The organism is Nesterenkonia ebinurensis (assembly GCF_008711175.1).
GTDB lineage: Bacteria > Actinomycetota > Actinomycetes > Actinomycetales > Micrococcaceae > Nesterenkonia > Nesterenkonia ebinurensis.
Genome location: NZ_VWNF01000050.1, coordinates 137,162 through 155,522 on the forward strand (window position 1 = coordinate 137,162; position 18,361 = coordinate 155,522).

Sequence of the window (18,361 nt, forward strand, 5' to 3'; positions counted from 1 at the left end):
TTCCTGCATCAGCCCCTCCCCTTTACGAGTCGCACCGCACCAGCGGTCATGCGGTCGCTCGTGCTGGCCCCGACCACCGGGGAAGGAAACACGCCCCATGACCGCCACGACATCACGCCCATCTGCCAGCAAGGCTCTGGATCGCGTCGGTGAGACCACCACCCTCGCGGTCTCCTACCTGCGCGTGTCCACCAAGGAGCAGGCCTCCAAGGGCGGACGAGACGAAGGCTTCTCGATCCCCGCGCAGCGCGAGGCGAACCTGCGCAAGGCCCGAGACCTGAACGCGATCATCACCGAAGAGTTCATCGACGCCGGCGAATCCGCCCGCAAGGCCGACCGGCCCGAGCTGATGCGGATGATCGAGTACGTCAAGACCCACCAGGTCGCCTACTGCATCGTCCACAAGGTCGACCGACTCGCCCGCAACCGCGCCGACGACGTGACCATCCACCTGGCCCTGAAAGAGGCCGGGGTCATGCTCGTCTCCGCGACCGAGAACATCGACGAGACCCCCTCGGGGATGCTGCTGCACGGCATCATGTCCACCATCGCGGAGTTCTACTCCCGCAACCTCGCCGGTGAAGTCGCCAAGGGCATGAACCAGAAAGCACTCAATGGCGGCACCAACGGCAAAGCCCCGATGGGCTACCTCAACGTCACCCGCCGTGACGAAATCGGCCGGGAAGTCCGCACCGTCGAGGTCGACCCCGACCGGGCACCGCTGGTGCGATGGGCGTTTGAGGCATACGCCACCGGCAACCACTCCACGATCAGCCTGCGCGAGGAACTCATCGATCGTGGGCTGACCACCGTGCCGACCCCCAAGCGCCCATCCAAGGCGCCGGTGCTGTCCACGATCCACAAGATGCTGACCAACCCCTACTACAAGGGCAGCGTCCGGTTCCGCGGCGCCAGTTACGACGGCCTGCACGAACCGCCGGTCGCGCCCGAGGTCTGGTACCGGGTCCAGGCCGTGCTCACTGCCCATCAGACCTCCGGGGAGAAAACCCAGTCCCATGACCATTACCTCAAAGGCACCCTGTACTGCGGGCAGTGCGGGTCCCGGCTCACGCTGACCAACGCCAAGAGCCGCGGCGGATTGATCTACCCCTACTTCATGTGCTCCGGACGGCACGCCAAGCGCACCAACTGCGAACGCAAATCCATGTTCGTGCCCGACATCGAAGCCGCCGTCGAGGACTGCTACCGGCGCGTGCAGATACCCGAACACATCCTGCCCGCGTTGCGCGAGCTGGTCACCAGCGAGTTCGACCGGCTCCACAACGTCGCCAGACAGGAAGCCCAGGCGTACAAGATCGAACGCGACGCACTCCGCGATGAACGCCAGAAACTCATGCAGGCTCACTACGCCGGCGCCGTGCCCCTCGACCTCCTCGCCACCGAGCAGGGCCGCATCGCTCGACGGCTCGCGTTCCTCGACGCGCAGATCAACGCCGGAGACATCGAGTACGAACAAGCCAAAGCGCACCTGGACGACTGCCTCGCCCTCGCAGGGGACATGCACGCGATCTACATGAGCATTGACGACTCGCTGCGCCGGATCGCCAACCAAGCCTTCTTCGACAAACTCATCGTCACCGACGACGACACCATCGACGGCGACCCCGGCGTCCCGTTCAACGTCTTCTTCAAGCCCGACGTCCAGACCCTCGCCGTCCGCCGGCAAGGACGGACGGCGGAGTCTGGAACTCAAACCGGTGATGTCGTTGGTTTGAACAACGACCTTCTGGTGGACCTCCGTAGGGAGTTTGAGAACCCCTGCTCGGCCTTGAAAACCCTGGCTTCTCGCAGGTCGCGGGGAGTCTACGGGCGGTCTCGGCGGAGGCTGGAGCCAACCGTGGTGGACTCGCGCGGGCGGATGGTGCGTGCGGTTGGGATGACTCAAACCTTTTTGAGCCCGGCTCAGGTGGACGAGCTGGTGACCCTCTACGAGGCGGGCGCGACTCTGGTGGAGCTGGGCGAGCGGTTCAGCGTTCACCGCCGCACGGCGGCGGCCCATCTGGTCCGCCGTTCGATCCCGATCCGCAGGCGCGGTCTCGATGAGTGCGACCTCGCCGAAGCCGTCGAGTTGTACGCCGGCGGGTTGAGTCTGATGGAGGTCGGCTTGCGGTTCGGGGTCAGTCAGCAGGCGGTTAGGCGCGCTCTGGCAAACGTCGATGTGCCGATCCGCGCCAGCGGTAGACGGGCAGGAGCATCGGCATGAATGGCTGTGGCTGGGTGTCGGGGCTACTGCGGCGGGCGTGTCTATGAGAGGGCCTGCGGGGCTGCCGCGTTGTATGCGGTTCGCGCTTCGGTCAGCTCGGCCCAGTGGGCTTCGAGTCCAGCGAGTGTAGGGCTGACCCCGAGACTGGGCAGAGGTTGTGAGTGGCCGTCGATGTACCGGCATGCTTCCTCGAAGATGCGGTTGACGGTATCGATCGCAGCAGGAAGTGCTTCGGACTTGATCTTGGGCAAGTTGGTCATGCGCACGTTGGGTTGGTAGCGCTGAGTGACGCCCTGGAGTAGTTCAGTCTCGGTGAAGACTTCACACCATGCGCGCACCCAGTCGTAGCCTGTGCGGACCAGCGCCGCCCGCGTGTCGCCGTCCTGTGACTTCGCTGTCTGGATGGTCTCGTTGATGTTTTTCTTGATGTTGCTCAAACTGTCCCAGCGGGGACCTGTCGCTCGGGTGACCTTCCCTTTGCCCTCTTCATCGGTGATCTGGAAGTAGGAGCAGCGCTTGTTCGCTTCCATGAGTGAAAGCAACGTGCTGGCGAAGAAGATGTCGTGGGTGAAGACGATGACCTGTGTCGTATCGGCGAGCGATGCGACGCGTTGCGCGACTTCGTTGATGCGGCGATGGTCCAGGCTTGAGACAGGATCATCGAAGATGACGGGCGCGGTGATCCCGGCGAGACGCGCTTCGGCGAGGAAGTCCGCTATTGCGAGGACTTTCTGTTCTCCTTCGGAGAGCACCTTGGATGGTTTGTGCTTCCCGCTGAGGATCTTGCGGCGTTGCGCGCGTCCCTGGCGGCCGACAAACTCCACATGTAGCGCTGGCGCGCGAAGTGCCGCGCACTCTTCGCTGAACAGCGCGTCGAAGCTCTCGTTGATCATCTGGTCGCTTGCGGTCTTGGCCAGTCCGGTCACGGCGCGCAGGAGCCCCGGCATGGGCTTGGCGAGCAGCGCCAACCGGTCCGCTTGCTTAGCGTCGCGGACATGTGACTCGATGAGCGTCCACGACTTCGTCAGTTCTGCTGCGGCTTCTAGCTCGACGAGTTCCTTCTTCTTCTCGGTCAAGGAGTCGGCTCGCGTAGCTGCCTGTGTCCTCAGGTCGTCAAGGTCCTGCCTGTTGGTCTCCAGTGCCGAGCCGAGCGCTATCGCATCTATCGCGGTGCGTTGGGTCAGTGCGGTGTCCACGGCGAAAGCGGAGCGAAGCTGCTCTGTCAGCTCAGCCAGAGTGCTGAGGGTCCTGTCGAGTTCCACGTGGAAGTGGGGCTTGTCCTCGGTGTCTGCGTACTCGTCGGCGAAGGTGGTCACGTCGTTGACCTGGATCGAAGCGACCGGCTCCGTAAGTGCGTGGAGCCGCGCTTCTGAGGCGGCGATCTCGGTTGTGATCTTGTCTTCGAGATACTCGGAGTACTTGCCGATCAACGATCCCGCCGCTTCGTTCAGCGGCTGCCGACAGTACAGGCATCGATCGGCGTCGTGTGCTCCCACCGCGACGAGATGTGCTTGGTAGTCTTCGCCGGCTTCGATAAACGTGCTCCAGGTGTCGTCGGGCTCAGCCGGCAGGTCGGCTGCCTCGAACAACGCAGTGCGGAAGGTGCGGTAGTCCTCTTCAAGTCCGTGTAGCGTGTCGCGTTCGCGGCCGTAGGCCTCGATATTGAAGTCAGCCATCACGGTGGCCGCGTTGGTAGCTTGCGTCAAGACGCGTTCGACTCGCTGTTCCAGCTTGATCTCAGCGCTGATGGTGTCCGCCTCCAGCGCCGCGACCGTGCGGCGCAGGTCACCGATGCGTGTGTCGACGTCGGAATCGGAGTCGGCCAGCGACCTCAGGTACTCCAGATCGGTGGACGCTCCCAGCGTCTCGATGAGCGGGTAAACGGCGGCTGTGCGTGGGAAGCGAGACAGGAGCGCCGTGGACCCTGATCGTAGGCTTTCGACAGCCTGGTCGATGTGGGCTTGTACCGACTTGATGCCTGCGATGACGTGATTGAACAGCGCCAGGGCTGCTGGCACATAGACATACTCAAGGTCGTCATCGACGTGGAAGCTGACAGAAGGGCTGTCGAAGATTGACATCCTGGTGAAGGGCGCAACACCCTGCTGGCCAGTCCAGGTGTACGTCTTCGGCTCAGCGCCGAGCGTGTAGCCGACTAGTGCTGATTGGCGCTGCGTGGATGCCGCTTCGATGTCGCCGAGGATCACATCGGCAGTGCGGCTCGCCGCGAGGGCTTTGAAGATACGGGAGTACCCCGTCTTGCCAGTGCCGTTCTCTCCGAACAAGATCGTCAAGCCGGCATGCGGCTTGATGACTCCGCCTTCTACCAAGGCGTTGACACCGACGACATCGGAGAGCGAGGTAAGGGTCAGCGGCTCGATCGCCTCATCCTCGCGTTCGGTAGTGAGGAGCGGCTCCTCCGCCGGGAGCTCGCGGGTATCGAAGGCTTTCTCCTGGCGGAACAGGACGTACGCTCCGGACTGCTCCTCGCTTCCGAGCGGCCCGCCACCGTTAAGGACGTGCCTCACGATGTAGCGCACCCACTCGTCGGAGGCGTTCGCCCACTCGCTGAGCAGGTCGCGCGGGTCCAACCGTTGAGATGGCGTCGCGTCGGTCACCGTCATCCTCTCGCCGCGAGTGCGAGGTCCGGAGCGACCGTGCTACTCATCCTCGATTCTAGAGCGACGGGCGGGCGCGAGAAGGGACCACTGAGGGCGCGTGCTGTTTCCGGTCGGACCTCCGGACCGTCGCGAGCGTGACTAAGCACGCCGGTCGACTAGAACGACCAGCGATCGCTATCTCGCTGCGACGTAGTCAGTGAGCCCCCTGGCTCATGGTCCAGTTCGGGGTATTGCCTGTTCGATCCCGGCGACGGGCGACCGCCTCTCCGATGAGGGCGCGGATGAGGAGGACGAGGCTGACCGGTCCCATGATGACGAACTTCATCGCGTTCCACACCGACCACAGCACCAGTAGATGCAACCACCCCGGGGCACCGGCGGCGAGGGCGCCCGTGCAGATGCTCGCAATCAGCAGGTAGGGCGCGGCGAGGAACATCGCCGGGATGCCCCACTTCAGGTTGTGGCGGCGTCGGATCGCGTCGAGTAGCCGGTTGGTGGGCATGTAGTAGCGGGTGCGGGCGCTAAGCGTCCAGACTGAGCGGAACATTGCGGGCCTCTCGTCACACGTGTCTCTCCGTCGAGGAGGCAGTACGTGTATGAGCGCCCGTGGTGGGCCGTCCCGAAAAGGACCCGTAATCAAGGAGGACCTGCCTCAGTTCTGATCATACGCCGGAGCAAGGATATGAAGAACCCTGAGTGAGAATTTCGCACTTGAAGGACATGGACGCCGACGTCGAACGGGAGAAATGCCTGCCGGTGCGTCCCGGATGCTTGCTCAGCAGTCGTAACGTCCGTAGGCGCCAACGGGCCTGCTACGACTGAGTGCCGAGCGGCCAACCCTCGCCGATGTCGGGCAGAGCATCCGACAAGACCGCCACCTCGGTCGCTTTCACGACCCGATGCGCAGAGTAGTGCAACTCGAACTCACGGCGGCGGCGCGCCGCATAGAGCTGCGCAACCTGAGGCGCGTTGTCGTAGGTCAATATCCAATGGCTATCAGAGACACTGTTGAGCACCCGAGCTAGAGCCTCGTGGTTCTCAGCAGTAAACGCGTTTAAGTACAAAGAGCCGGCCTTCTCGAAGTACGGCGGGTCAGCGTAGATGAACGTATCGCTCTTCGCCGCATACTCGGTGATAACCTCTACACCATCGCGGGAAGTGGCCACGATATTGTCCGAGTACAAGGCAAGAATTCGGAGACGCTCAGCTAGTCCCTCCCGGTTGAAGCGAGCATCGATCTTGTAGTTACCAGTCTGATCGAGCCCTCCGATGGGGCCTCCATTGAGTACACCAGATCTGTTGGTGCGGTTTAGATAGAACGTGGCGAACCCAAGCTTCGAGAGATCCGTCGTGTCAGCGGATACATAGACCTCACGCTGACGACGCCACTCGTCGACATCAAGCCGGACTTCGCGGACTCGATCAATCAAGAACTCTGGCTCGGCCTGCACCGTTGCCCAGAATGCGTGGATCGCCGGATCGAGGTCGTTTATGACCACTCGTTCTACCTGCCCAGTCACGAGGAGGCTGAGTCCGGCTCCAACACCGCCCGCATACGGTTCAACGTAGGTACAGCCAGCCATGCCCATGTCGCGAATAATCTGCCGCAACCGAGAGTATAACGCGGACTTACCGCCGGGATACCGAAGCGGCGATATTCGCGGACGCCTACTGGTTACACCGATTCCCACTGCACTCATGGCTTCATCGCATATCTCATAATCGAGTCAATTGAACCCCACATCGCGAACGCCTGGTCGGCATCTACCTTGAAGTGGTGGTTATGGTTGAGCGCGTTGAGCGAATCGCTTGAGTTCGTGTATGTCACAAGCTTTCCAGTACGCACGCCCTCCACGACCTGTATGAGGTACTTGGGTCCGTTCGCCTTCACATAGTCAAGTAACCAGTTCAGCGCGTGTCCAAGCTGAACCCGGCCGTTCTGGCTGTTCCCGGTTCCCTTGATATCAATCGACTTGGCTTCAGCGAACGCTTTAATTGACTTCTCCAAAACGGCGCGAATCATGAGGAAAGTTGCGTTCGGGAACTTCTGAACATCTATCTCCGACAATTCACCGAGCAACAACTTCAACGCCTCGGGATAGCTGTCCGGCGCCTTCACTTGGCCCAGGTCAAGATTCTTCGGCTTCTTCTTCTTTCCAGCGGGAGGCTGCTTCGTTGCTGTGCCCCCAGTTCCTCCGGATGCAGGACCCATTGGAGTGCCGGACCCGGATGACGCCCCAGTGCCCGTCGAGCCCGACCCGCCAGCCGCTCCCGCCCCGCTCTTAGTTCCACCAGAGGCCCCTGAAGCCACTCCGCCAGGTGGCCCTGAAGTCGAGTTGCCACTAGGTTCTTCCCCTGCATTGGCATCCGCGACGATCCGACGAAGCTCGCCCATAAGTTGCGTGTACCTCGGACTCTTAATCGAGTTCAGACTACGAGTATTGATGTTCTCGTCGTACATCCCTTGAACGATGGCCGTCGCGATGCTCTTGAACACAGCGTCCGACACTGTCTTCGTGACACGTCCATCGTCCTGCATCGCGAGGCCTGTGAGCTCCAGAAATTCCTTCGACTCATATATGCGGGCGAGAGTGGACAACCCTCGCGCCCACTTCTTGGTAGCAAGAAAGTCCTGCAATTCCGCATCGTCATATTTGACTGACTTGAAGAGGTTGATGATGTGAGCGCGGAATACAAACTTTCTGACGTCAATCGTTGGATACCTCGTCAGAAGTTCTTTCAACTTCCGCCCAGCATCTATCTGCGCTTGGAAGAACGCGGCCTGCCTGCTTGGGGTCCAAGCTTTACGCAGGTTTCCTGTATGAATTGCCGCGATAAGTTGGTCGGCTTGTGTTTGATTCGGCGCAATCATGACACGAATCTTCGAAAGGCTAGATCGATCAGGCAGCAAAGCCGCAAGTGCGGATATGCGTGCTTGGTAATCTGGGACAAGCATCGGGTTCTGAATAGCTTTGAGCGCAGCCAATCGACGGTTACCCTCGACCATCACATACTTTCCGCGACGCTTGAGAACGACCGGAGTCTCGTGCGTCAGGTAGCCAACCTTGCAGATGCCCTCGACCAGTCCCAGCGCGTCCTCGTTGACGAAAAGGTCCTCGATGATGTCAGCCTCGACCTTCGCGTCGGCGACTTCGAGGCGAACGTTCTTTGGGTCGAGATGCACCTCTTTGAGAACGTCAAGCTCCACCTCCGGCCACTGCGATGTATCTAGCATTCGTAGGACCCCCGTTCGGGACGCTGTGCCGAACGCTCGCCAAGTGCAGCCGGACGGAGGCGAGACCCGACGACGCCTTCGAGCGTCAGTGGCCGCATCGCTTCATCGGTCATTCGCGTCCGCTCCCCCTCGCTTCGTCCGAACCCCGCACGTAGGCGAGAACATCGCTCTTGACGAACCGCCAGGCTCGTCCCACCTTCTCTCCCGGAAGAGAGCCCGAGCGCGCAAGAGCAAGGACCGTCTTGGACGAGACGCGCAGCAAGGCCGCCGCTTCGTCGGCCGTCAAGACCTCGTGATCTTCCGCCATCTTCTCGTAGCCTCCTCGTAAGGGACGTAACTTCACGTTACCAGCCATGGGAGCCGGTGGCCACGATTCTGATCAGAGGCCCAGTTGCTGAGTCGTGCTTGGTGTGGGACCCGGCCGAGCATCGGAATCCTGCGGTTTCAACGCAAGGAGGCTCCTGAGTGCGACCTGTGCGCGTGCAGCGTCAATCCTCTGTGCAGTCGCTTCTGGCGTCAGACCAAGCGGCACATCGTCGCTGATTCTGTAGCGGTCGCGGTAGGCGGCAATGGTGCGAGCCTGTCGGCGCCAAATCCGGTGCTTCGCCTGATCGCGAGGCGGCGTCCCAAGTGCTTTCGTCCACGTGGCCTTTTCGTCGAGGGCGGTATCGAGGACGGCCTCGGCGCGAATCTCGATCAGGTGGCGTCGCTGATCTAGTGCTTGGCGCATGTCTTCGGGCATCGATCCTCCAGCGTGTGGGATGAGCCCGGCGACCATTCGCGGCGACTTGCGGAGGCGGCCAGAGCCTGCCGGCCGTGCGGTGGCCCGGGCGACACGGTGATGCAGGACGGAGGCGATGTCGTCGGCATCATCGAACCCGCGAGCGGCGACCAGACGTGGGAATAAGCGGTCGAGGTCGTGGTGGTTGGCCTCTGCTCGGCGTAGTTCGGCGGTGAGCGCCCCGAACGCCTCGGACTCGATCACGGCGTCGGCTTGTTCGGTGGTCAGGCCGGAGGACCGTACGAGGGTTGCCCAGCGGTCGTGTTGGGCTGCTGCGGCGATGGTCTCGTACTCGGCGGCGAGCTGAGCGATCGAGCCCCAGTGCTCCTGTTCAGCGTTGATGGTCTCGTGGGCGGACAGCTCGGCCCCGACGTGCTGTAGTACCCCGTAGAGCACGCTCCGTGCGGTGGCGTCGGGGGTGTCACCCGGATGCGGCTCGGCGTGGGCGTCGTCGGGCCGGTCGAGGACCACATAGGCCTGGTTGGCGTGCTTGCCGCGGGTCATGGCGACGTAGAAGTTCTCCCGCGTGGCCCTCGGTTCCACCAGGACGTGGGCGGTGTCGACGGTGACGCCCTGCGCCCTGTGCGCCGTGACCGCGTAACCCAGATCGACATGATCGGACACATACGAAGCCGGAAGCAAGATCGCACCGCCGAACCTGCGTCCTGTCGGACGGATGGTGATCGAGCCGTCGTCGCGGACGCCGGTGATGGTCCAGGTGTCGCCGTTGCGGACCCAGTCCTTGCCATTGCGCAGACGGCGGTCGTTACGGCGGGTAATGATCGTGTCGCCGACTCCGGCGGTGGTGCCGTCAGTGAGCTCGACTTCTCGGCCGGGAGTGAGGGTGCCGTCGAGGATCAGGTCAGCGCGGGCACGGGTGTTGAGGGTGGTGACGTCGTCGCGGGTCTCAGCGATCAGAACCGACACCGACCCCTGTTCCCGGTCCGCGCGCCAGGCGGAGTATGCGGCGTCGGTCATCACTTCGCCGTCGCCTTCGTGGATGCGGTGGTGGTCGAGGTAGGTGTCGATGACCTCGGTACGACCGTGCCGCAGGGCGAGGGATGCGGTCTTCTCCCAGCCGTTGGTGAAGCGGTGGACGTCGACCAGCTCGGGCGCATCGTCCCGGTCACTCACGAGCAGGTTGAACGCGCCGCCGGCGTCCACGGATTGGAGTTGGGCGTAGTCACCGACCAGCAGCACCTTCGCCCCACCGCGTTCGGCCAGGTGGGTGATGCGGTCCAGGGACAGGGTTCCGGCCAGGGAGGCTTCGTCGATGATGACGAGCTGACCGGCCTCGAAGTCGGTTCCGTGGCTGAGGTGGTTCTGCCACCACTTCGCGGTGTTCTCCGTCGCGATCCCAAGGTCGTCAGCGAGTACCTGCGCCGCCACCGCGGAAGGTGCTAGACCGACCACGGACCCTCTGCCGTGTTCTTTTTCCCACGCGCGGCGCAGCGCGGACATCGCCGTCGTCTTGCCCGCCCCGGCCGGGCCGACAAGCACATCGAGCATCCGACCGGAGACCGCGACCTTCATCAACGCTTCGGCCTGATCCTCACCGAGCACCTGCCCCTCGGCATCCGGCCGCGCGGTGATCTTCTCGACCGTGCGCACCGGGACCGTGGGTGCGGTCATGGTGCGGGAGCGGTCCAGCAGCCGATCCTCAGCCGCGAGCAGTTGCTCGGAGGAGAACACCGTGGAGTGCTTGGGCCGGAACACACTCGTGCCGTCTACCCGTTTGAACGCCGCCGGGCTCGTGGCGAGGTCGGGAGGTGTCAGCCGCAGTGAAGCGTTCTCGGCGGCGTCAGCGATCATCCCCACGACCACCTCACGGTCCTGCATGGTGGCGAATCGCCAGCCCATCGTCTGCCGCGACGCCTGGGCCATCAGATTCCACCTGCGCCAGGTCGACCGCTTCTCACCCACCACCCCGACCACCGTCTGCCCGAGTTCGGCGATCGCATCCAACGGCACGTCATCGGCACGCAGCAGCAACGCCTTGTCGTTGTCGGTCGCCTCGCGCGCCCACCCAGTGGCGTCCTGGCCGAGCACCCCGGTCGCGCGGGTACGCCACTCGTGGGTGAGGTCGGCCAGCGAATGGACCTCCTTGTCCGGCCGGGTGCTGAGAGTGGCTTGGGCGCGGAGCTTGATGATCGTGGCGGTGGAGGGCTGACGTCCGTGCTTGTCGACGTATTCGGCGATCAACCGGTTCTTCTCGGTGTCGATGTGCCGGGCACGGGTGGAGAACTCCTGCACCAACTCTTCCGGCACGCTGGCGATGGCCCATGCCGGGTTGCGGTCACGGCCCATGTCGCGGGGCTCCCATTCGACGCCGAAGGTGCGGGTCATGTGATCGGCGAACACCGCCTCATGCAGCTCCGACAGCGCGACCACGGCGGCGTGCATCGGCCGCCCATCCAGACTGCGCCATTTGCCGTCGAAGGCGGTCTGGACCTTGTTGGAGATGACGACGTGGGTGTGCAGGTGGGGGTCGCCGGCGCGGGAGTCGAAGTGATCGAACGCCGTCGCCACCAGGCCGGTCACATCGACCTGCGCAACGGCTCCGTCGCCGGCGGTTGCACCAGTGCGGGTGGCTGCAACCTCTCGCTCCATGAACGCAACCACCTCCGCAACCGCCCGATGATGGGCCTCACCGATCAACGCCTGGGTTCCGGCATCGGCAACCGCCCAGAGCGCGGAAGCGGACTTCGGAACCGAGAAGGTGAAGTCGAACCCGGCCACCGCCCGCCGCGTTCCACGTTCGGTCTCCTCGACCTCGATCTGGCCGACCGCCTCACCCTTCGCACCCGGTGACATGGAGGAGTCCAGATCGGCGATCCTCGCCTCGATCCGTTCCGAGACGGACTTGTAGGCGGGAAACGCCAGACCCAGGGGGTCGCCCGTGATCGGGTCACGACCCATCCCCATCAAGAGCTGGAGCTGGGCCTCCGACACCCGATCACCCGTCGCGACCTCGCCCTTGCCGAGCGCGGCGACACCGGACCCGAGCCACTGACCGGGAGGCGTTCCTGCCTCCGCGTAGTAGCGGGTCAGGGGCGTGGACAGTGATCGATCGCCGTCCGCGGCGGCGACCGTGCGCAGCAGGTACTTGTAGCCGTCACCTGCCGACATGACCCGCATCGAAACCGTCACCGCTGCCTCCTTTCGCGACAGTCAGGTGAGCAGTGAGGGACCCAATCAAGTTCCTCCTGGAACTACCGCCGTCAACTTTGGTTGACGGCGTCAACCTCGACCTGCAAGACGCGTGTCCATTTCACGAAAGGTCCGAAGCGGGGCCGGAACGAGCCTGCCTGACGGGAGCCGTGGGGTGGCGTCGAGAGGTCATCGGTGGCTGGCGGTCGTGGTCGGTGACGGCGCCTTCTCGGATGCTCTGCGCCGGGTCGTGCACCTGGCAGGTGACCATCCCGGCGAAAGGCGCCGCCGACAGGCGACCTGGGTTCCGGGGTTCACCGAAGCGCAGGAGCCCTTATGCACGACACAAGCCGTCCAGCCGAGCATCCGCTGCGCGTTGGTTCGTTGTTCTCCGGCTACGGCGGACTTGACCTCGCCGTCGAGCACATCTTCAATGCCGAGACCGTCTGGTTCTCCGAACTCAACGAGCCCGTCGCCCGCGTCTTTGCCCACCACTGGCCCGCCGCCCCGAACCTGGGCGACATCACCACCATCGACTGGCGCGCGGTCGAGCCGGTGGACATCCTCTGCGGCGGCTTCCCTTGTCAGGACGTGTCGACCGTGGGCAAGCAGACCGGTCTCGCACCCGGCACCCGTTCCGGCCTGTGGTCGCACATGGCGGTCGCGATCGACGCGCTGCAACCGGAGTACGTCGTGATCGAGAACGTGCGCGGTCTGCTTTCCGCGCCGGCGGTCCGCAACCACCCGGAAGGAGCAACCGATGACCGATGCAACCCCGACACCGCAACCCCCGGCGGCGACACGACCGCAACCCTTCGCGAGATGGAACCCGACCCGTGGAGTATGGGAGACGATGCAGCCCGACCTCTCCGGGCGGCCGGCGCCGTTCTCGGCGATCTTTGCGACCTGCGGCTCGATGCGGAATGGATCGGCCTACCGGCTTCACTTATCGGCGCTCCTCACTACCGCTTCCGCATCTTCATCCTCGCCCATCCCGAAGGCCATGTTCCGCACCCCACTGGCCTCGGACTCCTCCCGCGGCGGGGAGACCCTGGAACGAGTGAGAGCGAGGCGGGGAACGATCGCGCTGTCGCATCAGATCATCGACCTGGCGCTGCACGGACCCGATGGCTCACTGAACAAGCGAGACGAACCAGGGGCGCTGTGGTCACTAATCGAGGACATCTTCGACGCTGGGGACGCTACGCCCCAGCTATCGCCCGATGGGAACACATCACCGGACGGCCCGCCCCCACACCAGCGCTCTTGAACGAGGCGAAGGGACCACGGCCCGCGCCGGAGTTCGTGGAGTGGCTCATGGGTCTTCCCGCCGGCTGGGTCACCGACCCAGGACGGGGGCTGACACCGAATCAGCAGATCGCAGCGCTCGGCAACGGAGTGCTACCGCTACAGGCGACCACCGCACTCGACCTGCTTCGACCACCGTAAGTATGAAGCCAGGTGTCGGATAAACAGCACGGGTCTGCCACTTCTGCACGGAGCTGGGTAGGGATAACCCGAACACATGGGTACGGATGACACGGTGGCGCCCACAGGCAGAGGCGATTTAGCGTGACGGTGTGACGATGCAAACCGTTGTAAGGCAGACCATTCTGGTGTGGAGCACTGTATTCGCCTTTCCTGGCCTCAGCGCGGAAATGACCATAGGTTCCTCCGGCATTTCGATGCCTCCTGTCAAGTCAAACCGCCGGACGCGGCTGGTCGCGCAGGCCGAGACCTCTGCGCAATAGTAGACCGGTGTCATGCGCGCCGCTGATGTGGAGCGCGCGCGTATCGAGGGCGACCTTCACGAGCGCGTGCAACCACGACTGGTCTCGGTAAGGATGACGCTGGGAATGGCACAGCTGAAGATCGACGACGAGCCGGTCGCAGCGAAGACGCTCATCGCAGAGGCGTACACGTCGACCAAGGCGGTGATCACCGAACTGCGACAGCTCGTCCGCTGCATTAAGCGCCCGCGCCAATAGGTACTGCCGTTGCGAGCGGCGCATCCAGTGCGTGCCTGCCACGGCGACCGACGACAACGAAGCCCAGGTGCGTGCTGGGGCGTCGCGTAGCGGGCAACGGCCTATTGGCGCGGGCTCTAAAGCCTCGGTGCTGGACGATCGTGGACTCGACGCGGCACTGTCCGCGCTCGCTGGCCGATCACCTATCTCAGTGCAACTTGACGTCCGGATGGACTCGGCCCCTACCAGAAGACGCCGTGACGCGGAGACAACGGTCTACTTCGCGATCGCGGAGTCGCTGACGAACGCTCCTCGGCACTCATGGGCTTACTAGGTGCCGAGTGAGTGTGCGGTCCCATCCGGACGGGACAGTCTCTCGGCACGAATCGAGGACAAAGGCGTTGGCGGGGCGCGCGTGGTGCCTGGCGGCGGGATGGACGGCATCGCGAACCGCATCCTCGCCGCAGACGGCACATCTCGGCAGGACAGGCCGGCGGGCGGGCCGACCTTGCTGGAGGTGAACATGCCTCCTTCGGCGTGGCAGATGTCCGGCACCAACATGCCGCCATAGCCAAGGGACATCCCGACTTCCGACCGACAAGGTCCGGCCCGATCACACAACCGCTTGGACGATGAAGCCATCCTCAGACAGCTCATCCTCGCTGAGCGAGCCTAGCCTCCAGTCCGTCGAAGATCGTATCGAGGCCATAGTCGAGACTTTCCCGCTCAACGGGTACGACATCGATATCGCGTTGAGCCTCGATTCGTGCCTTGAGCCGCGGGAACTCGCCCGCAGTCTCCTCTGCTCGACGTAGAAGCTCGGCGAACCTCATCTCGCCGTCGTCTTCCGCGGAGAGGCGTGTTCTCATCGCCGTCTCGTAGCTCTTGCTGAGGGCCATGCCGACAACATAGTTGAAGACCGTCTCGTACGCGCGGTCCAGCTCGGCCCCCTCGAATCCTGCGGCCTGGTAGATGGCGTAGTGGTGATCCTGGTATCGAGCCATGCCGGGGCCGTACACATAGTGCGTACTGATCGCCGAGACCAGCCAATGGTGGCGGGTCAGCATGTCGTAGGTGTTCCGGGCGAGCTGAGCGGCGGCACCGCGCCAGCCGTGCCGCTCGATGTCGGGCAGCTCCACCTCGGTCCAGGCTTGGTCACCGGCGAGGACGACCAAGTTCTCTTTGTTGCCCACGTGCCAGTACATGGACGTCGCCGCTGACGCCAGGTGCTGGCCGAGCCGTCGCATGGTCAGCGCCTCGATCCCCTCGGCGTCCAACAGGTTGATCGCTCCGGCCACGATCTGCCCGCGGGTCAGAGTCTCGCGCACCATGCCCTCACTCTAGCGCACTCCTTGCACATAGTACGAGAAGGTACTTGCACTTAGTACGAGCGTCTCGTACGGTGTTCAAGTGCGACTTGCACAAAGTAAAAGGAGGGCGCGTGGTGAGTTCCACTACCTCGAACCAAGTCGTCGGGCCGGCGCACCGCGGGCCGGCTCTCCCTGTGGTGCGGCGGCGTGATGACGGGGCTTGCTCTGGCGGCATTCGTGACAGTCAGGCTCATGTTCCGCCCGTCCGCCACGCCCGGGCCAGTTACGCCACCCCCTCCGAACCAGAAACCCGTGAAGGGAAGCATGATGAATTCCTCCAACAACCAAGCCGAGGCGGGCGCGCCTTCGGACACGGCAGGAGCCACCAGCACCCACGCACACGGTGCGTGGGCCACGCTCGCGGCTGTCGGCGTGGCCGCGCTGATGGTGCAGACCGACTCCTCGACCGTGTCGATCGCGAATCCGGCGATCGCCGCCAGTCTGGACGCGAGCCTGGGCCAGATCGCTTGGGTAACCAACGCCTTCCTGCTCGTCCTGGCGGGCCTGATGATCCCCGCCGGCGCGCTGGCTGACAAGATGGGGCACAAGAAGGCGTTCCTGATCGGTGTCGCCGGATTCGCCGTGGCCTCGCTGCTGTGCGCGATCGCCGGATCCGTCGAGTTCCTGATCTTCTCCCGGGCGCTCCAGGGTCTGTTCGGAGCGTTCATCGCCCCGGCGGGGCTTGCGATCCTGCGCAACGCCTTCCCGCCCGATCGGGTGGGCCTGGCGTTCGGCGTGTTCGGCTCGGTCGCGGCCATCGCGACTGCCGGTGGTCCGGTCCTGGGCGGGCTGCTGGTCGAGTACGCCAGCTGGCATTGGGCGTTCCTCATCAATGTTCCCCTCGGGATCATCGCCTTTTTGGTGGGCTTCTTCGTCATCCGCGAGACAGAAAGCCTCACGACCACGCGGCTCGATCTGCCCGGCGCGGTCACCCTCACCTTGGCGATGTCCTCGGTGGTGTGGGCGCTCACCGGCGCGCAGGAACACGGCTGGGTCTCCGATCGCACCATCGGGTTCGGGGTGGCCGGGCTCGTGCTGCTAGTGGTGTTCATCCTCATTCAGCGCAAGGTCACGGCGCCCACCGTGCCACTGGGCCTGTTCAAGAACCGCACCTTCGGTCTCGGCGTGATCCTGATGATCACCACGATGTTGGTATTCTTCGTGGTCCTGTTCTACCTGACCTTCTACCTCCAAGCCGTGCGCGGCGACGGACCTGCCGCAGCAGCAGTCGCGTTGCTTCCCCTGACGATGGTGTTCACCGTTTCGTCGCCGCTGGCCGGATCGTTAGTCGGCAAGATCGGGTTGCGTGCCGTGCTCGTTATCGGTGCCGTGCTCACCGCTGCGGCATTCCTGCTGTTCATGCGTCTTGAGGTGGACTCCGGCTGGGCTGTGCTGTCGCCACCACTGATCCTCTCCGGGTTCGGCATCGGATTCCTCAGCCTCGGAGCGCTCCAGGCGATTGTCGGCAACGCGCCGCCGGAGAGGGCCGGAGCAGCCTCGGGAATCCAACAGTCCAGCTCACAGCTTGGCAGCACGCTGGGAATCGCGATCTTCAGCAGCATTCTCGCAACCATCGTCACATCCCGCTTCGGTCCGGCGCTGATGGGCAGAGCCACTCCGGAGACCGAGGAAGCACTGAGTCAGCTCGGCGCCGACCCACAGGTCACCAACCAGGTGGCACTCGGTTTCAGCCCCGGAACCCAGGCCGCGCTGAGCGAGCAGCTGGAGCAGGCGGGCACCCCGGCCGGACAGGTCGAGCAGATCATGAGTGCGCTCACCTCCGCGGCCCACGAGAGTTTCCTCGGTGGCCTGCACACGGTGTTTCTCATTGCGGCCTGCATCGCGCTCGCCTCCGGCGTCATCGCGCTGTTTATCCGGCAACCCAAGCCCCAGGCCGATGACGCCCCAGCGTCCACGCCCGCGCTCTGAACGACAACCGCAATGCGCGTCCACATACGCCGCGCTGTCGTATCTGGCATGGGCACGAACCGAGGCCGAGGTTGACAGCGGATTCGTCATGATCCATCGGGACGAGGTGATCGTTTTGATCGACGTCGTGCGGGATTCACGGTGAACCCGGCTTGAGCCGGTACAGAGACCGACGCCACCGATGCCGGGCCAGCGGTCTGCGCAAGGCAGGTCCGGCATCAATTCGACTCCTGCGGAGGACATCGTGGACCAGCTCGTGGTCGACCTTACGAACCACCGTTTCGTCAGAGCTCTCAAGAGTGAGGTGCTATGAGCGATCGCTCCACGTTTGACTATGGCGAAGTCCGCCGGCTCTTGCTAGATGCCGTAGCCAAGAGGCCCCCGCATGGATACGAGCTGATCCGTGTCGTCGTCGAGCGAACCGATTCGGGATTTCGGCCACGGCTCGGTTACGTCTACCCGCGACTCGCCAAGCTCGCAGACGAAGGACTCATCACCGGGACAAGGATGGGTTGCAATGTCGTCCACACGATCACCGATCGCGGCCGAGAAGGCATCACAGCACACGCGGCAACATCGCGTCAGGTGACTGCGGAGGCTCGACGCATGGACCTCGGAGACGACGGTGCCCTGCTCTCATCCGCACAGCGTGCCACGAGCAAGTTCGTCCGGAATGTGCCCGAAGAAGTAGCCGCGCGTGCAAAGCCTGGCGACCTGTCACCAGTGACCGTCCTGCGACTCGAAGTCGAACTGACCCAAGCACACGAGGCGATCGCGCGCCGCCTCGCCCGACCGTACTGACCTCATCGCGCCACGGGGATGCCGATGCTGTCAAGGTCGAACGATCATCAGCCGATCGTGGCGCGGACGCGGACTATCCATTCGCCGGTCGGCCCGGTGGCGTACGACTGTGTGAAGGTGATCGTCATCAGGTCGGGCTCGGCGATCTTGTTCAGTGAGTTCGGGCAGAAGCCCGTCAACGTCGGCGACGTGATGATTCTCGGTGCGAACGTGCTGTGCGGCTCGGAGCCCGAGGGGCATATCACCGTCACCACTATCTACCTGGACACCGATTATGTGATCG

11 protein-coding genes and 3 pseudogenes are annotated in these 18,361 nt (G+C 63.7%); 7 read left to right on the plus strand and 7 right to left on the minus strand.

Going from position 1 to position 18,361, the window contains the following annotated elements; genetic code table 11:
- The first annotated feature begins 97 nt into the window (after nucleotides 1–97).
- Entirely contained in the window at nucleotides 98–2,224 is a 2,127-nt protein-coding gene (locus F0311_RS17795) for a recombinase family protein (protein ID WP_223881476.1), read from the plus strand.
- A 41-nt stretch (nucleotides 2,225–2,265) separates the two neighbouring features.
- Here the strand turns inward: F0311_RS17795 and F0311_RS17800 are convergent, their stop codons facing one another.
- From F0311_RS17800 to mobF, 6 genes are all read right to left on the minus strand, one after another.
- Nucleotides 2,266–4,842 carry an AAA family ATPase gene (locus F0311_RS17800; RefSeq protein ID WP_191090026.1) on the minus strand — a complete coding sequence of 859 codons (2,577 nt, stop codon included), beginning with the start codon at nucleotides 4,840–4,842 and terminating at the stop codon, nucleotides 2,266–2,268.
- Between the two features lie 196 nt (nucleotides 4,843–5,038).
- A complete protein-coding gene (locus F0311_RS17805; protein WP_150463284.1) occupies nucleotides 5,039–5,392 on the minus strand; it encodes a sulfate permease in 354 nt (117 codons plus the stop codon).
- A 265-nt stretch (nucleotides 5,393–5,657) separates the two neighbouring features.
- Nucleotides 5,658–6,545 carry a DNA adenine methylase gene (locus F0311_RS17810; protein ID WP_150463285.1) on the minus strand — a complete coding sequence of 296 codons (888 nt, stop codon included), beginning with the start codon at nucleotides 6,543–6,545 and terminating at the stop codon, nucleotides 5,658–5,660.
- Entirely contained in the window at nucleotides 6,542–8,080 is a 1,539-nt protein-coding gene (locus tag F0311_RS17815) for a hypothetical protein (protein WP_150463286.1), read from the minus strand. Before F0311_RS17815 ends, F0311_RS17810 begins: the two co-directional genes overlap by 4 nt.
- A 109-nt stretch (nucleotides 8,081–8,189) precedes the next feature.
- On the minus strand, nucleotides 8,190–8,387 hold the full coding sequence (locus tag F0311_RS17820) for a helix-turn-helix domain-containing protein (RefSeq protein WP_150463287.1): 198 nt from the start codon (nucleotides 8,385–8,387) through the stop codon (nucleotides 8,190–8,192).
- A gap of 72 nt (nucleotides 8,388–8,459) precedes the next feature.
- A complete protein-coding gene (gene mobF, locus F0311_RS17825) occupies nucleotides 8,460–11,999 on the minus strand; it encodes a MobF family relaxase (protein ID WP_150463312.1) in 3,540 nt (1,179 codons plus the stop codon).
- 348 nt (nucleotides 12,000–12,347) lie between these two features.
- Between mobF and F0311_RS17830 the strand changes: the two genes are divergently transcribed.
- From F0311_RS17830 to F0311_RS19180, 3 genes and pseudogenes are all read left to right on the plus strand, one after another.
- Nucleotides 12,348–13,460, plus strand: coding sequence for a DNA cytosine methyltransferase (locus F0311_RS17830; protein WP_150463288.1), 1,113 nt, complete (start codon nucleotides 12,348–12,350; stop codon nucleotides 13,458–13,460).
- A gap of 308 nt (nucleotides 13,461–13,768) precedes the next feature.
- Nucleotides 13,769–13,975: pseudogene (locus F0311_RS17835) on the plus strand (histidine kinase); the annotation flags it as partial.
- Between the two features lie 136 nt (nucleotides 13,976–14,111).
- A pseudogene (locus F0311_RS19180) lies at nucleotides 14,112–14,549 on the plus strand (sensor histidine kinase); the annotation flags it as partial.
- Between the two features lie 82 nt (nucleotides 14,550–14,631).
- Here the strand turns inward: F0311_RS19180 and F0311_RS17840 are convergent.
- Nucleotides 14,632–15,309 carry a TetR/AcrR family transcriptional regulator gene (locus tag F0311_RS17840; RefSeq protein WP_150463290.1) on the minus strand — a complete coding sequence of 226 codons (678 nt, stop codon included), beginning with the start codon at nucleotides 15,307–15,309 and terminating at the stop codon, nucleotides 14,632–14,634.
- Nucleotides 15,310–15,612: 303 nt separating this feature from the next.
- Between F0311_RS17840 and F0311_RS17845 the strand changes: the two genes are divergently transcribed.
- The 3 genes and pseudogenes from F0311_RS17845 to F0311_RS17855 form a co-directional block, all read left to right on the plus strand.
- Nucleotides 15,613–17,277 (plus strand): MFS transporter, encoded by a 1,665-nt coding sequence (locus F0311_RS17845; protein WP_191090027.1) that lies wholly within the window; start codon nucleotides 15,613–15,615, stop codon nucleotides 17,275–17,277.
- Nucleotides 17,278–17,586: 309 nt separating this feature from the next.
- On the plus strand, nucleotides 17,587–18,078 hold the full coding sequence (locus F0311_RS17850) for a PadR family transcriptional regulator (RefSeq protein WP_150463292.1): 492 nt from the start codon (nucleotides 17,587–17,589) through the stop codon (nucleotides 18,076–18,078).
- Nucleotides 18,079–18,096: 18 nt separating this feature from the next.
- Nucleotides 18,097–18,361 (plus strand): annotated as a pseudogene (locus F0311_RS17855) (AraC family transcriptional regulator); the annotation flags it as partial.